Genomic DNA, 13,078 nt, shown 5'->3' with positions numbered 1-13,078 from the left:
AGTGGACACGGACCATGACTCAAGCTGCCTTGGACACCGCAACCCCACAAACACCGTCGGTTATCCGGTTGCTGCTCGACAAGCTCGGCGTTGCCTACCGTGAGGTGTTGGCGCATCCCCCCCCGCCGGCTCAAGCCTGTGTACAGGCGGTGCTGCTGGACGACGAGGTGGGCGCACTGATGGTGCTGCTGCCGCAAAGCCAACTGCTGGACCTGAGCCGGCTCACCGAGCTGACTGGCCGGACACTCACCGCTGTGCCGGTGCCCCGCTTGCGCCAAATGCTGGAAAAACACCATCTCAAGGTTCTCCCGGGCATACCGGCGCTGACCAGCTCACCTTGCCAGTACGAAAAAAGCCTGCTCGAACCCGCGACCGTGTTCATTCAGTCAGGCCAGGAAGGCCTGCTGCTGGCCATCGACCGTGACCCGTTCAAACGCCTGCTGAGCAAAGCCAGCGCCAGCGCATTCGGGCAGGAGGTGCAGGCCATTGCCCTGAACCTGGACCGTCCAGACGATGACACCCGCGAGATTAGCCAGGCAGTTCAGGCCTTCACTGCACGACGCATTCAAAAGCGGCTCGAAGAAACCATCGAAATCCCGCCCCTGGCCGATACCGCGCAGAAGATCATGAAGCTGCGTGTCGACCCGAATGCCAGCATCGACGATATCACCGGGGTGGTGGAAACCGACCCGGCGCTGGCTGCGCAGGTCGTGAGCTGGGCGGCATCGCCCTATTACGCCTCGCCCGGCAAGGTACGCTCGGTCGAAGATGCGATTGTCAGGGTGCTGGGTTTCGATCTGGTGATCAACCTGGCCTTGGGCCTGGCCATGGGCAAGACGCTCAGCCTACCCAAGGACCAGCCTCAGCAAGCGACGCCTTACTGGCAGCACTCCATCTACACAGCGGCTGTCATCGAGGGCCTTACCCGTGCAATGCCCCGTGCCGAACGACCTGAGGCAGGCCTCACCTACCTTGCCGGCCTCCTGCACAATTTCGGGTACTTGCTGCTGGCACATGTGTTTCCGCCGCATTTTTCGCTGATCTGTCGCCATTTGGAGGTCAACCCCCATCTGTGCCACACCTATGTGGAGCGCCACCTTCTAGGGATCAGCCGCGAGCAGATTGGTGCCTGGCTGATGAAGCTGTGGGACATGCCCGAGGAGTTGTCCACGGCGCTGCGCTTCCAGCATGACCCCACCTACGAGGGCGACTATGCAGCCTTTCCCAACCTGGTCTTCCTCGCTACTCGATTGCTTCGCTCAAGGGGTATAGGCTCGGGCCCGAAAGAGGAAATTCCCGATGCATTGCTTGAGCGCCTTGGGCTTTCCCGCGACAAGGCCAATGATGTCGTGAACAAGGTACTCGAGGCCGAGACCTTGCTGCGCGAGCTTGCGTCCCAGTTCACTGCGCCACACTGATTGACTGGGGCCGTTGCTCGGCCCCTGCGCGGTCAATGCTTCTTTTTGGGTTTCAGGTACTTCATCAGGCCCTGGAACCACATCACCAAGGCCGGGTTGCCCTTGATCTGGATCGCCTTATCCTGGATGCCCTGCATGAATGCCAGCTGCTTGTTGCGCGCCTGCAGGGTAGTGAAGCCATAGGCAGCATCCTTGAAGGCGATGGCGAAGGCAGGCTGCGCGAACGCGCCCCCTTTGCTACGGATGCGTTCGTTGGCGACGATGAAGTGCCGAGCGATCTTGCCGTCGAGGGTTTGCATCTGGAACACCAGATCCTTGCCCTTGAGCTGCTGCTGGAAGGCCGGATTGTTTCGGCTTGCCCTGGCCATCAGCAGGCCCATGACCCAGAGAAGTAAGCGGAACTTCATTTGAGCGTCTCGTCTAAAAAGTGACTGTGCGCGCCAGTTTATCCGCTTTATATGCTTTGCAGGGGCTAAACGAATGTTTTTTCGTATGCAAAGACAACGGGCGCTGCCGGCGCCCGTTTGATCGTCATGCCGCTGACAGGCCTAGGTCATTTAGTCTTTTTAGCAGGCTTGGCGGGCACGTTGATACTGTCGCGCAAGTTCTTGCCTGGCTTGAAGGCTACCGTGTTGCTTGCCTTGATCTTGACGGGCTCACCCGTCTGCGGGTTTTTACCGGTTCGCGCCCCACGATGACGCTTCTCGAACGTGCCGAACCCCACCAGCGTCACTGTATCGTTGTTCACAGCCTGGGTAATGCTTTCGAGAATCGCGTTCAGCACCTGGTTGGCCTGGTCTTTGGTCAGGTCGGTCTTCTCGGCGATGACAGCGGCGAGTTCTGGTTTGCGCATGATGATGAAGCCTCTTTGACGGAATTCTTGTTGTTATGCCGTGCTGCCTCAAGGGCAGCGTTCAAGGCGCCACGGGCTCTAAGCCGCGGCAGACGAGTGTGAGAATGGCACGCGCTTGAGTACCGCGCCAGTATCGGTACGGCCATAATGCGCAGGCAAAAAAGGCATACCCGACAGTTCGGGCGCTATTTACGCCATGACCGGTGGAAGCTGGCGATTGAGCGTCAGTCTTTCCATCACGGTACTGCCGGTAAGGGCGTACCCGATCAGCTGGCCATCGGCGGCGTGGCAGAGCGCTTTGACGTCATTGCCCTCACCCTCTGCCTGCCACGTACCGAACTGCCCATTCGGCGGTGGCGACACCACCACAGGACAGGCAGGCGTCTTGACGGTGATGGGCATTGGCCCATAGCTGACGGCAGTGGGGGTGCCAGTCAGTGTCTGCGCCAGCGCTCGAACGCCACTCATCAACGGCATCACGTAGAGCAGGCTGATGCCGTCAACCTCGGCACAATCGCCCAAGGCGTGGATATTGGCATGGGAGGTACGCAGGAATCGGTCCACACAGATACCCCGCCCAGTCTGCAGGCCCGCTGCGGCAGCCAGGTCCGTTCGTGGGCGCAGGCCTACGGCCGACACGACCAGGTCGCACGCGATGACCTGGCCGTCGGACAGCTGTGCACGCACGCCATGCCCCTGGCGCTGCAAGCGCGTCAGCACGGGCCCGAGATGAAACCGAATGCCGATACCCTGTAGCCCGCTCTGTACCGCCTGGGCCGCTGCCGGGTGCAACAGGGTGGGCATGATCTGCTCGCAGGGCGCGACCACATCAACCTCGAAACCACCAAGACGCATGTCGTTGGCAAACTCACAGCCGATAAGACCGGCGCCCAGGATCAATACCCGCTGCTTGCCGTCAGCCGCGGCGCGCAGGCGCGCGTAGTCTTCAAGGTCGTTGATCGGGAAGATCAGGTCGCTGGCGTCACCTTCCACAGGCACGCTGATGGTCTGTGCACCCAGCGCCAGGACGAGATCGCGATAGGGCACTGCCTCCTCGCCAATCCACAGGCGCTTGTGGCCTGGGTCGATACCCGTTATGCGCGTATGGGTGCGCACCTCGACGTTCAATTGCTCGGCCATGGCGCCGGGCTCGGCCATGCACAGCCCCTCGGCGTCCTTCTGCTTGGCGAAGCCGGTCGAGAGCATGGGCTTGGAGTAGGACCGCCCATCATCGGCAGTGATCATCAGCACGGGGGTGAGTGCATCGAACTTGCGTAATTCCCGGGCAAGGTTGTAGCCCGCAAGCCCGGTGCCAATGATGACTACAGGAGGCGTCATGGGGATTTCCTCGATCAACCGATGGCGATCATTTCAAAGTCGCTCTTGCCAACCCCGCAGTCTGGGCAGAGCCAGTCTTCGGGTACGTCTTCCCAACGCGTGCCGGGCGCGATTCCATCATCCGGCCAGCCATCGGCTTCGTCATAGATCAGACCGCAGACAATACATTGCCACTTTTTCATCGGAACGGGTTTCCTCGGTTCAGGCTCGGCTTGGGTTTGGACTTGCGGCCTCTTTACGGGCCAAGGTGCAATCGAAAGGCTTTGTAGCGGCCCTGCGGGCAGTATGCAAGCAGTCGGGGCATTCATGCTAAGCTCGCGGCCTCTTTGGTTGTAACAAGCAGACCGACGTGTCGTACCCAACCCCGCACGCAGCCGCTGTCGCGTGGCTAGCGTATCCACAGGTGCAGGCCAGCCTCGCCCCCTTCATGCTGGACTGGTTGTTCGATGAGGGCTCGCTCACACGTCGGCTGACCCGACTGTCCGGCGACGATTTCTGCGTAACGCCCCTGTTCGAAGGCTGGCAGTCGCTGCGCGAGGATGAATGCCAGGCCCTTGGCATCGCGCTCGGCGCCCAGGGTTGGGTCAGGGAAGTGTTCCTGCGCGGGCATGGCCAGCCGTGGGTATTCGCCCGCAGCGTAGCCAGCCGTGCGGCACTCGAACGTGGCGGCCTGGACCTTGAATCGCTCGGTAGTCGCTCGCTGGGCGAGCTGCTGTTCTGCGATCGAGCGTTCACCCGCCATCCCCTGCAGGTATGCCACTACCCCGAAGCCTGGCTCCCTGCTGAAGTTGCAAGCCCAGGCTTGTGGGGACGTCGTTCGCGCTTCTCCCGAGATGAACTCGACCTGCTTGTCGCCGAAGTGTTCCTGCCGGCGTTGTGGCAGGTGGCACGCGAGGATACCCGCTGATGTACCTGCAACTGCTCAAATCGCTGAACCGCCTTCATCCGCGCGCCTGGGACTTTGTCCAGCTAAGTCGCATGGACAGGCCCATCGGCATTTATCTGCTGCTCTGGCCAACCCTGTCGGCGGTGTGGATTGCAGGTCAGGGTTCACCCTCGTTGGCCAATGTGCTGATCTTCGGGTTGGGCGTGGTGCTCATGCGCGCGGCTGGTTGCTGCATCAATGATTTTGCCGACCGCAAGGTGGATGGACACGTCAAGCGTACCGCCGATCGACCCTTGGCCAGTGGGCGTGTACGCCCCCGCGAAGCGCTGACGCTGTTTGCTGTTTTGGTAGGCGTGAGTTTCCTGCTGGTGCTGTGCACCAACAGTCAAACCGTCTGGCTTTCGTTCGCGGCCGTCGCGCTCGCATTTTGCTACCCCTTCATGAAGCGCTACACCTACTATCCACAGGTGGTGCTGGGCGCCGCCTATTCGTGGGGTATCCCCATGGCCTTCACCGCTGCCGGCGGCGAGCTGCCGGCCGCTGCCTGGCTGCTGTACATCGCCAACCTGCTGTGGACGGTGGCTTATGACACCTACTACGCCATGGTCGATCGCGACGATGACCTGAAGATCGGTGTGAAGTCCACGGCCATCCTGTTCGGCGAGGCTGACCGGGTGATCATCCTGAGCTTGCAGGGCCTTTCGCTGGGCTGCCTGATGCTGGCCGGCAGCAGCTTCGCCCTCGGCGGCTGGTTCTACCTGGGCCTGCTGGGCGCCGCGTGCTGTTTCGCCTGGGAATTCTGGTCCACCCGCCGCCTGGATCGAGACGCATGCTTCAAGGCGTTCCTGCACAACCACTGGGCCGGGCTGATGGTGTTCATGGGCGTGGTACTGGATTACGCGCTACGTTGAGCGGTGGGCTGAGGCGCGGCACCACCTCAGCAAGGTCCACCTGGTCCACACCGCATGAGGATTCACCGTATCGAGGGGGTAAAGCGTCGGTTACAGGTGCAACCGCCGCCCCGTCAAGCCTGGCCCAGTCATTGAATGTCGCGAGAACCGCCAACACCCTGTCACACAGCTGCAATAATTCCGTTATCTAATGCGGGGCCAAGACAGCGAATCCAGGAGAGGTTTTGAGCATGGCTGGCAGGAATATTCTGATCGTCGACGACGAGGCGCCCATCCGCGAGATGATTGCCGTGGCCCTGGAGATGGCAGGTTATGAGTGCCTGGAAGCAGAAAGCTCCCAACAGGCCCATGCCATCATCGTCGACCGTAAGCCGGACCTGATTCTGCTGGACTGGATGCTCCCCGGCACCTCGGGCATCGAACTGGCCCGGCGGCTCAAGCGCGACGAGCTGACCGGGGACATTCCGATCATCATGCTCACCGCCAAGGGCGAGGAAGACAACAAGATCCAAGGCCTGGAAGTGGGTGCGGACGACTACATCACCAAGCCGTTTTCGCCGCGTGAGCTGGTAGCCCGCCTCAAGGCCGTGCTGCGACGTACCGGCCCCAGTGATGGCGAGACGCCGATCGAGGTCGGCGGACTGCTACTGGACCCTATCAGCCATCGCGTCACCATCGATGGCAAGCCGGCCGAGATGGGGCCCACCGAGTACCGCCTGCTGCAATTCTTCATGACCCATCAGGAACGCGCCTATACCCGCGGCCAGTTGTTGGACCAGGTATGGGGGGGCAATGTCTATGTCGAGGAACGCACGGTCGATGTCCACATTCGCCGCTTGCGCAAGGCGCTGGGTGAGGCGTATGAAAACCTGGTACAAACGGTTCGCGGCACAGGCTACCGCTTTTCGACCAAGGTCTGACCTGAAACGCAGCACTCGGCTCAAAGCCGTCGAATGGACGTGAACGCGCTACCGATCCGCTTCTGCATGCAGGTTCGTGCTTGCTGTTGATCGCTGGATTCGAAGGATCCCCAATTGAACCAGAACTGGCATGCGACCTTGATTCGCCACCTGCTGCTGTTGATCACCCTTAGCCTGATCGGTGGCCTGGCCAGTGGCTACTATGGCTGGAGCCTGGCCATTGGCCTGGCTCTCTACCTGGGCTGGACGCTCAAGCAACTGCTGCGCCTGCATGCCTGGCTGCGCAATCACCAACCGGACGAAGCACCGCCGGACGGCTACGGCCTATGGGGCGAGGTGTTCGACAGCATCTACCATCTGCAACGCCGCGACCAGCGTGTGCGTGGCAGGCTTCAAGCGGTGATCGACAGGGTGCAGGAATCCACCGCAGCGCTGCGCGACGCCGTGATCATGCTCGACAGCCACGGCAACCTGGAGTGGTGGAACCGCGCAGCCGAGACGCTCCTGGGCTTCAAGACACCCCAGGACGGCGGCCAGCAGGTGACCAACCTGGTGCGGCACCCGCGCTTCAAGGAATACTTCGAAACCGAAAACTATGTCGAGCCACTGGAGATTCCATCCCCCATCAACGATCGCATGCGGGTGCAACTGCACATCACACGCTACGGCAACAACGAACACCTGATGCTGGTCCGGGACGTGACCCGCATCCATCAGCTCGAACAGATGCGCAAGGACTTCGTGGCCAACGTGTCCCACGAACTGCGAACGCCGCTGACCGTGATTGCCGGCTACCTGGAAACCCTGTTGGATAACGTCGAGGACGTGAACCCCCGCTGGCGCCGCGCGTTGCAGCAGATGAGCCAACAGGGCTCGCGCATGCAAACGCTGCTCAACGACCTGCTGCTGCTGGCCAAGCTGGAGGCCACCGACTACCCGTCCGACAACCAGCCAGTGGCCGTGGACACCCTGCTCAGTGCGATCAAGCAAGACGCGCAAGCGTTGTCCGGGCCGCGCAACCAGCGCATTACCCTGGAGGCCGAGCCAGGCATCTGGCTCAAGGGCAGCGAGTCGGAATTGCGCAGCGCGTTCTCCAACCTGGTGTTCAATGCCGTCAAGTACACGCAGGACGAGGGCAGCATTCGCATTCGCTGGTGGGCCGATGCCCAAGGCGCCCATCTGTCGGTGCAAGACTCAGGGCCCGGAATCGATGCCAAGCACCTGCCACGGCTGACAGAGCGCTTCTATCGGGTGGATTCGAGCCGTGCATCTCATACCGGTGGCACGGGCCTTGGGCTGGCAATCGTCAAGCATGTGCTGATGCGCCACCGCGGGCGCCTGGAGATCAGCAGCGTGCCAGGCCATGGCAGCACCTTCACCTGCCATTTTGCAGTGGCACAACAGGTCACAGGTAAGGTTTGAGGCCGTTCGGGCCACTTTGCAGCACCGATCAAGTGCTCACCCTTTGCTTTTACCGCCCTAGCCGCTACATTTGATCCCTTGCGCCGGCTGGAGCCGGCACTTTTCTCATCTTCAAGACGGATCCCGTACAAACTCCATCATGGACCCTTCCCCTGGTATCAGCCTCACCTCCCTGTTCGCCGATTTCGGCATGATCATTTTTGCTTTGGTCCTGGTGCTGCTCAACGGCTTCTTCGTTGCCGCCGAGTTCGCCATGGTCAAGCTGCGCGCAACCCGCGTGGACGCCATCGCCGAGCAGCACGGCTGGCGCGGCAGCATCCTGCGCAAGGTTCACAACCAGCTCGATGCCTACCTCTCTGCCTGCCAGCTCGGCATCACCTTGGCCTCGCTGGGGCTGGGCTGGGTGGGCGAGCCGGCCTTCGCGCACTTGCTCGAACCGCTGCTGGCCTACTTTGGCGTCGATACCCCTGAGCTGATCAAGGCCGTCTCGTTCTTCGTCGCCTTCTTCGTGATCTCATACCTGCACATCGTGGTGGGTGAGCTGGCGCCCAAATCGTGGGCCATTCGCAAGCCGGAACTGTTGTCGCTGTGGACCGCGGTACCGCTGTACCTGTTCTACTGGCTGATGTACCCGGCCATCTACCTGCTCAATGCCAGCGCCAACACGATCCTGCGCATTGCCGGCCAAGGCGAACCCGGCCCGCACCACGAGCACCACTACAGCCGGGAGGAGCTCAAGCTGATCCTGCACTCCAGCCGCGGCCAGGACCCAAGCGATCAAGGCATGCGCGTGCTGGCGTCCGCGGTGGAAATGGGTGAGCTGGAAGTGGTGGACTGGGCCAACTCTCGCGAAGACATGGTCATCATCGACGCCCATGCCCCGCTCAAGCAGATACTGGCCCTGATCCGCCGTCACAAGTTCAGCCGCTACCCGGTGTACGACACCGAGCGCGAGGAGTTCACGGGCCTGCTGCATATCAAGGACCTGCTACTCGAACTCGCCGAACTCGAACACCTGCCTGAAACCATTGACCTGGAAGACCTGGCTCGCCCACTGGAGCGCGTCTCCAGGCACATGCCGCTGTCCCAATTGCTCGAGCAGTTCCGCAAGGGCGGTGCGCACTTCGTGCTGGTCGAGGAGGCCGATGGCAAGGTCATCGGTTACCTGACCATGGAAGATGTACTGGAAGTGCTGGTGGGCGACATCCAGGACGAACACCGCAAGACCGAGCGCGGCATCCTGGCCTATCAGCCAGGAAAGCTGCTGGTGCGCGGCGATACTCCGCTGTTCAAGGTCGAGCGCTTGCTGGGCGTGGACCTGGACCATATCGAGGCAGAGACACTGGCCGGCCTGGTCTACGAAACACTCAAGCGCGTACCGGAAGAAGAAGAGGTGCTCGAGGTCGAAGGGCTGCGCATCATCGTCAAGAAAATGAAAGGCCCCAAGATCGTGCTGGCCAAAGTGCTCAAGCTGGACTGAGCACATAGAAGCCCTGCCCCGCCCTGATCAGGGGTTGCCTGCGGTGTAGTCGGGCAGCCCACTGATCGGCCGGTCGAACCGATAGGGAATCGATTCGAGCGCCAGCCCCACGTTGCGCTGAACCACGAAGTGTAGATGGGGCCCGGTGCTGTTGCCGGTATTGCCCGACTTGGCCAACACCTGCCCTTGGCGCACACGCTGCCCGGACGCGACCACGATCGACCCGCGCATCAAGTGCAGGTACACCCCCATGGTGCCGTCAGGGTGCAGAATGCGGACAAAGTTGCCCGAGGGATTGTCCCCTCGCCCGCTCTGCTCGCTGCGCGTGCTCACCACTACCCCTTCGCGTGCCGCCACGATAGTGGTGCCCTCGGGCATGGCGATATCCATTGCATAGCGCCCCTTGGGCCCGAAGTGGCTGAACCTGCCATTGGGCCCTTGGCTCACACGAAACGGCCCACCTACCCATGGAAACGCATAGCGATAACCTTGTGGGCGCTTGCCGGGGTCGCCCATGGCCTGCAGCAGCGTGGAGCGGTAGTTGAGCAGCTTGCCTGGCTGGCCCCGGACGATGCTGAGCACTTGGGTCGAACGCGGCGGCAACAGACGCCGCACGGTCCGGGGCGCGTCGCCACCCTGCGCGTTAACCAGGTTATCCAGGCGCAGTTCAACCTGCACGGCGACCGGCAGTTCGTTGCGGGCCGAGAAGCTCACGCCGCCCTGGAACACGATCGCGTTGAGACGCACGTCGTGTTCGTTGATCTCCACGGTGGACTCATCCACGACCGTGGGCTTGATGCCCGGGCCGGGTCGCTGCGCATAGGACACCCTTCCCGTTTCATCGGTAACTGGATGCAGCGTCACGCCCAGGCTAGAGGCGCTGACCAGGGTTAACGCACATAGCAGCAGGCGTGAATGCATGATGGTGGCTTTTTGACAGTGAAGGACCTGTCCAAGCCTAGCAGCAGACACCCTGATCACCATGACAGTTGGTCGGATGCTGCTGGCCAGCTCGCTGTTGCGGCGGCCCGTCAGGCCCCTGGCGTGAAATGCTTCTGGGCAGTGCCGCGGGCGATCAGGCGGGACAGGTAGTCCAGCTTCTGGGCGTCTTGATCGACGAACTTGAACGTCAATTGCAGCCAGTCGCTGTCAGGCTTGGGCTCGAAGGCCGCCACCGCGTGCAGGTAACCATTCAAACGCGCGATTTCCGCGTTCTCGCCCTGCTCCAGGTTCAGCACAGCGCCTTCGAGCACTTGCGGCAGTGTCTCACTGCGCCGTACGACCAGCAGGGCTTCCTTCAAGCTCAAGGCCTTGATCACGCAGGCTTGCATGCCGCTCGCCAAACGCAGCTGGCCCTGACCGCGACCGCTGGGTGCGGGTGCCGCTGCGCTGGCCTTGGCAGGGGTGGCGGCCGCCTTGGCAGGCACAGGTGCTGGCGCAGCTACCTTGACGGCTTCTGGCCGTCCAGCGGTCAGGGCGTTGAGCGAGTCGTTGGCGAACGCGGCATTGGCCCGCGCAGGCCCTGGGCTCATCAGGCTGTCGAGCTTGCCGATCTTGGCCAGGGCCTTCTTGACCTTGGTCAGCAACTGCTCGTTGGTGAACGGCTTGCCGACGAAGTCCGACACGCCGGCCTGAATCGCCTGGATGACATTTTCCTTGTCGCCACGGCTGGTCACCATGATGAACTGAAGGCCCTTGAGCTCAGGTTGCTGACGGCACCAGGTGAGCAGCTCCAAGCCCGACATTTCCGGCATTTCCCAGTCGCACAGCACCAGGTCGAACGCCTCTTTGCCCAACAGGGTCATGGCCTTGCGACCGTTGACGGCGTCATCCACGGTCATGCCCGGGAACGCGTTGCGCAGGCACTTACGGATCAGGTCACGGATAAATGGCGCGTCATCCACCACCAGCACATTCACTTTACTCATCGATACTCCTTCTGAACCCGACTAGCCTACTGCCATTTGCTGGCCACTTGCTACCACCTGTGTCACGCCGGGTCGTCTACAGCCGGTCGATGGTCTCTGGCACCTCCAGGCGTACTAACGAAAACGCCCGGCACAAGCCGGGCGTCGATGCTCGGAGAGAACTTTATTTATCGTCCGCTTCGGCTGGAACATTAGGTATTTCACCCTCGGCATTGGCGCGACCCTGCACCTCCGCCGTCATGCGCTTGAGGCCCATGTGGCGTACATCGGTGCCGCGCACCAGGTAGATCACCAGTTCGGAGATGTTGCGTGCATGGTCGCCGATCCGCTCCAGCGAACGCAGGACCCAAATCACACTCAGCACACGGGAGATCGAACGGGGATCTTCCATCATGTAGGTCACCAGCTCACGCAAGGCTGTCTTGTACTCACGGTCGATGGTCTTGTCGTATTGAGCCACTGACAAGGCCAGGTCGGCATCGAAGCGGGCGAAGGCGTCGAGTGCATCGCGCACCATGTTGCGCACCTGATCGCCGATGTGCCGCACCTCCACATAGCCCCGCGGCGATTCACCCTCCTCGCAGAGCTGGATGGCCCGCCTGGCAATCTTGGTCGACTCGTCGCCGATACGTTCAAGGTCAATCACCGACTTGGAAATACTGATGATCAGGCGCAGGTCTGATGCTGCCGGCTGGCGACGCGCCAGAATACGCAGGCATTCCTCGTCGATGTTGCGCTCCATCTGGTTGATCTGCTCGTCGACCTCGCGCACCTGCTGAGCCAGGCCGGAATCGGCCTCGATCAGCGCAGTGACCGCATCGTTGACCTGTTTCTCGACCAGCCCGCCCATGGCCAGCAGGTGGCTGCGTACCTCTTCGAGCTCGGCGTTGAACTGCTGGGAAATATGATGCGTCAGGCTTTCTTTGTTGATCATGCTGTGGCTCCGCGAAGCTGCTGGCTGCGAGCTTCAAGTCGTTCGAGGCGTGCCCCTGCGCTGCGCCGAGTGCCTTCACGCGGCGAGCAGCAGTGCGCGGTGCTTCTTCAGCCGTACCGGCCAGTGATGTAGTCTTCTGTCTGCTTCTTGGCGGGGTTGGTGAACAGGGTATCGGTGTCACCGAATTCCACCAGTTTGCCCATGTACATGAAGGCGGTGTAATCCGATACGCGGGCCGCCTGCTGCATGTTGTGGGTCACGATGACGATGGTGAACTTGGTTTTCAATTCGTAGATGAGCTCTTCGACCTTGAGCGTGGAAATCGGGTCCAGCGCCGAGCAAGGCTCGTCCAGCAACAGTACCTCGGGCTCGACCGCAATGGTGCGGGCGATGACCAGGCGCTGCTGCTGCCCACCGGACAGACCCAGCGCCGACTCGTGCAGGCGGTCCTTGACCTCGTCCCACAGCGCCGCGCCCTTGAGGGCCCACTCGACGGCCTCGTCCAGGACACGTTTTTTGTTGATGCCCTGAATCCGCAGGCCATAGACCACGTTCTCGTAGATGGTCTTGGGGAAAGGGTTGGGTTTCTGGAACACCATGCCCACGCGGCGGCGCAGCTCGGCCACGTCCTCGCCCTTGCGGTAGATGTCATGCCCGTACAGGTTGACGGCGCCTTGCACACGGCAGCCGTCGACCAGGTCGTTCATGCGGTTGAAGGTCCGCAGCAAGGTGGACTTGCCGCACCCGGAGGGGCCAATGAACGCCGTCACGCGCTGCTTGGGAATATTCATGCTGACATCGAACAGGGCCTGCTTGTCGCCGTAGAACAGGCTCAGCCCAGGCACTTCGATGGCGACCGTTTCCTCGGCCAGGCGCAGGCCCTGTTTGCTGCGGCCCAGCGCGGACATGTCGATGCCGTGGGTAGGCGGTTGTTGCTGCATGGTCTCACTCCATTGGGTGCTGCCGGCGTATGGCCGCCAGTAGCACG

The 13,078-nt window shown here is 61.7% G+C and carries 14 protein-coding genes; 6 read left to right on the top strand and 8 right to left on the bottom strand.

The genetic code is table 11. The annotated features are described in order from the left end of the window. The first annotated feature begins 14 nt into the window (after positions 1-14). Entirely contained in the window at positions 15-1,418 is a 1,404-nt protein-coding gene (locus FS767_RS00990) for an aminoacyl-tRNA deacylase and HDOD domain-containing protein (protein WP_144963901.1), read from the top strand. 32 nt (positions 1,419-1,450) lie between these two features. Here the strand turns inward: FS767_RS00990 and FS767_RS00985 are convergent, their stop codons facing one another. The 4 genes from FS767_RS00985 to FS767_RS00970 form a co-directional block, all read right to left on the bottom strand. Beyond that, positions 1,451-1,825: a hypothetical protein gene (locus FS767_RS00985; protein ID WP_058638823.1), complete on the bottom strand. Its 375-nt coding sequence runs from the start codon at positions 1,823-1,825 to the stop codon at positions 1,451-1,453. A gap of 146 nt (positions 1,826-1,971) precedes the next feature. After that, positions 1,972-2,271 carry an HU family DNA-binding protein gene (locus tag FS767_RS00980; protein WP_023532344.1) on the bottom strand — a complete coding sequence of 100 codons (300 nt, stop codon included), beginning with the start codon at positions 2,269-2,271 and terminating at the stop codon, positions 1,972-1,974. Between the two features lie 189 nt (positions 2,272-2,460). Continuing rightward, positions 2,461-3,609: an NAD(P)/FAD-dependent oxidoreductase gene (locus FS767_RS00975; protein WP_144963900.1), complete on the bottom strand. Its 1,149-nt coding sequence runs from the start codon at positions 3,607-3,609 to the stop codon at positions 2,461-2,463. Positions 3,610-3,623: 14 nt separating this feature from the next. Beyond that, positions 3,624-3,791 carry a rubredoxin gene (locus tag FS767_RS00970; protein WP_023532601.1) on the bottom strand — a complete coding sequence of 56 codons (168 nt, stop codon included), beginning with the start codon at positions 3,789-3,791 and terminating at the stop codon, positions 3,624-3,626. 167 nt (positions 3,792-3,958) lie between these two features. Here FS767_RS00970 and FS767_RS00965 point away from each other — a divergent pair, with 167 nt between their 5' ends. The 5 genes from FS767_RS00965 (at position 3,959) to FS767_RS00945 (ending at position 9,228) form a co-directional block, all read left to right on the top strand. Further along, entirely contained in the window at positions 3,959-4,516 is a 558-nt protein-coding gene (locus FS767_RS00965) for a chorismate lyase (RefSeq protein WP_144963899.1), read from the top strand. After that, positions 4,516-5,406: a 4-hydroxybenzoate octaprenyltransferase gene (gene ubiA / locus FS767_RS00960; protein WP_100852503.1), complete on the top strand. Its 891-nt coding sequence runs from the start codon at positions 4,516-4,518 to the stop codon at positions 5,404-5,406. The genes FS767_RS00965 and ubiA overlap by 1 nt, the downstream gene beginning before the upstream one ends. A 230-nt stretch (positions 5,407-5,636) precedes the next feature. Further along, on the top strand, positions 5,637-6,326 hold the full coding sequence (phoB, locus tag FS767_RS00955) for a phosphate regulon transcriptional regulator PhoB (RefSeq protein ID WP_023532543.1): 690 nt from the start codon (positions 5,637-5,639) through the stop codon (positions 6,324-6,326). A 114-nt stretch (positions 6,327-6,440) separates the two neighbouring features. Then, positions 6,441-7,748, top strand: a complete 1,308-nt coding sequence (phoR, locus tag FS767_RS00950) for a phosphate regulon sensor histidine kinase PhoR (RefSeq protein WP_144963898.1) — start codon at positions 6,441-6,443, stop codon at positions 7,746-7,748. 139 nt (positions 7,749-7,887) lie between these two features. Continuing rightward, a complete protein-coding gene (locus FS767_RS00945; protein WP_058602758.1) occupies positions 7,888-9,228 on the top strand; it encodes a hemolysin family protein in 1,341 nt (446 codons plus the stop codon). Positions 9,229-9,255: 27 nt separating this feature from the next. Here the strand turns inward: FS767_RS00945 and FS767_RS00940 are convergent, their stop codons facing one another. The 4 genes from FS767_RS00940 to pstB all read right to left on the bottom strand — a co-directional run bounded on the left by FS767_RS00940 (position 9,256) and on the right by pstB (position 13,031). Then, the gene (locus FS767_RS00940) at positions 9,256-10,149 is read right to left on the bottom strand and encodes a M23 family metallopeptidase (RefSeq protein ID WP_058638816.1); all 894 of its coding nucleotides are present in this window, start codon (positions 10,147-10,149) and stop codon (positions 9,256-9,258) included. 110 nt (positions 10,150-10,259) lie between these two features. Continuing rightward, positions 10,260-11,156, bottom strand: a complete 897-nt coding sequence (locus FS767_RS00935) for a response regulator (RefSeq protein ID WP_144963897.1) — start codon at positions 11,154-11,156, stop codon at positions 10,260-10,262. A 163-nt stretch (positions 11,157-11,319) separates the two neighbouring features. Beyond that, entirely contained in the window at positions 11,320-12,090 is a 771-nt protein-coding gene (phoU, locus tag FS767_RS00930; protein WP_058602755.1) for a phosphate signaling complex protein PhoU, read from the bottom strand. 107 nt (positions 12,091-12,197) lie between these two features. Then, positions 12,198-13,031 carry a phosphate ABC transporter ATP-binding protein PstB gene (gene pstB / locus FS767_RS00925; RefSeq protein WP_058638813.1) on the bottom strand — a complete coding sequence of 278 codons (834 nt, stop codon included), beginning with the start codon at positions 13,029-13,031 and terminating at the stop codon, positions 12,198-12,200. Positions 13,032-13,078 lie beyond the last annotated feature (47 nt).

This window comes from Pseudomonas sp. DE0010 (assembly GCF_007680745.1).
GTDB classification, from domain to species: domain Bacteria; phylum Pseudomonadota; class Gammaproteobacteria; order Pseudomonadales; family Pseudomonadaceae; genus Aquipseudomonas; species Aquipseudomonas parafulva_B.
The sequence above is the reverse complement of the archived record's forward strand: the minus strand, read 5'-3'. Positions and strand labels throughout refer to the sequence as shown.

Bases quoted from the DNA above. Each gene is read 5' to 3' on its own strand.
- FS767_RS00935 (WP_144963897.1), bottom strand. From the start codon at position 11,156: ATGAGTAAAGTGAATGTGCTGGTGGTGGATGACGCGCCATTTATCCGT.
- FS767_RS00975 (WP_144963900.1), bottom strand. From the start codon at position 3,609: ATGACGCCTCCTGTAGTCATCATTGGCACCGGGCTTGCGGGCTACAAC.
- FS767_RS00985 (WP_058638823.1), bottom strand. From the start codon at position 1,825: ATGAAGTTCCGCTTACTTCTCTGGGTCATGGGCCTGCTGATGGCCAGG.
- ubiA (WP_100852503.1), top strand. From the start codon at position 4,516: ATGTACCTGCAACTGCTCAAATCGCTGAACCGCCTTCATCCGCGCGCC.
- phoB (WP_023532543.1), top strand. From the start codon at position 5,637: ATGGCTGGCAGGAATATTCTGATCGTCGACGACGAGGCGCCCATCCGC.
- pstB (WP_058638813.1), bottom strand. From the start codon at position 13,031: ATGCAGCAACAACCGCCTACCCACGGCATCGACATGTCCGCGCTGGGC.
- FS767_RS00940 (WP_058638816.1), bottom strand. From the start codon at position 10,149: ATGCATTCACGCCTGCTGCTATGTGCGTTAACCCTGGTCAGCGCCTCT.
- FS767_RS00945 (WP_058602758.1), top strand. From the start codon at position 7,888: ATGGACCCTTCCCCTGGTATCAGCCTCACCTCCCTGTTCGCCGATTTC.
- phoU (WP_058602755.1), bottom strand. From the start codon at position 12,090: ATGATCAACAAAGAAAGCCTGACGCATCATATTTCCCAGCAGTTCAAC.
- FS767_RS00970 (WP_023532601.1), bottom strand. From the start codon at position 3,791: ATGAAAAAGTGGCAATGTATTGTCTGCGGTCTGATCTATGACGAAGCC.
- FS767_RS00990 (WP_144963901.1), top strand. From the start codon at position 15: ATGACTCAAGCTGCCTTGGACACCGCAACCCCACAAACACCGTCGGTT.
- FS767_RS00980 (WP_023532344.1), bottom strand. From the start codon at position 2,271: ATGCGCAAACCAGAACTCGCCGCTGTCATCGCCGAGAAGACCGACCTG.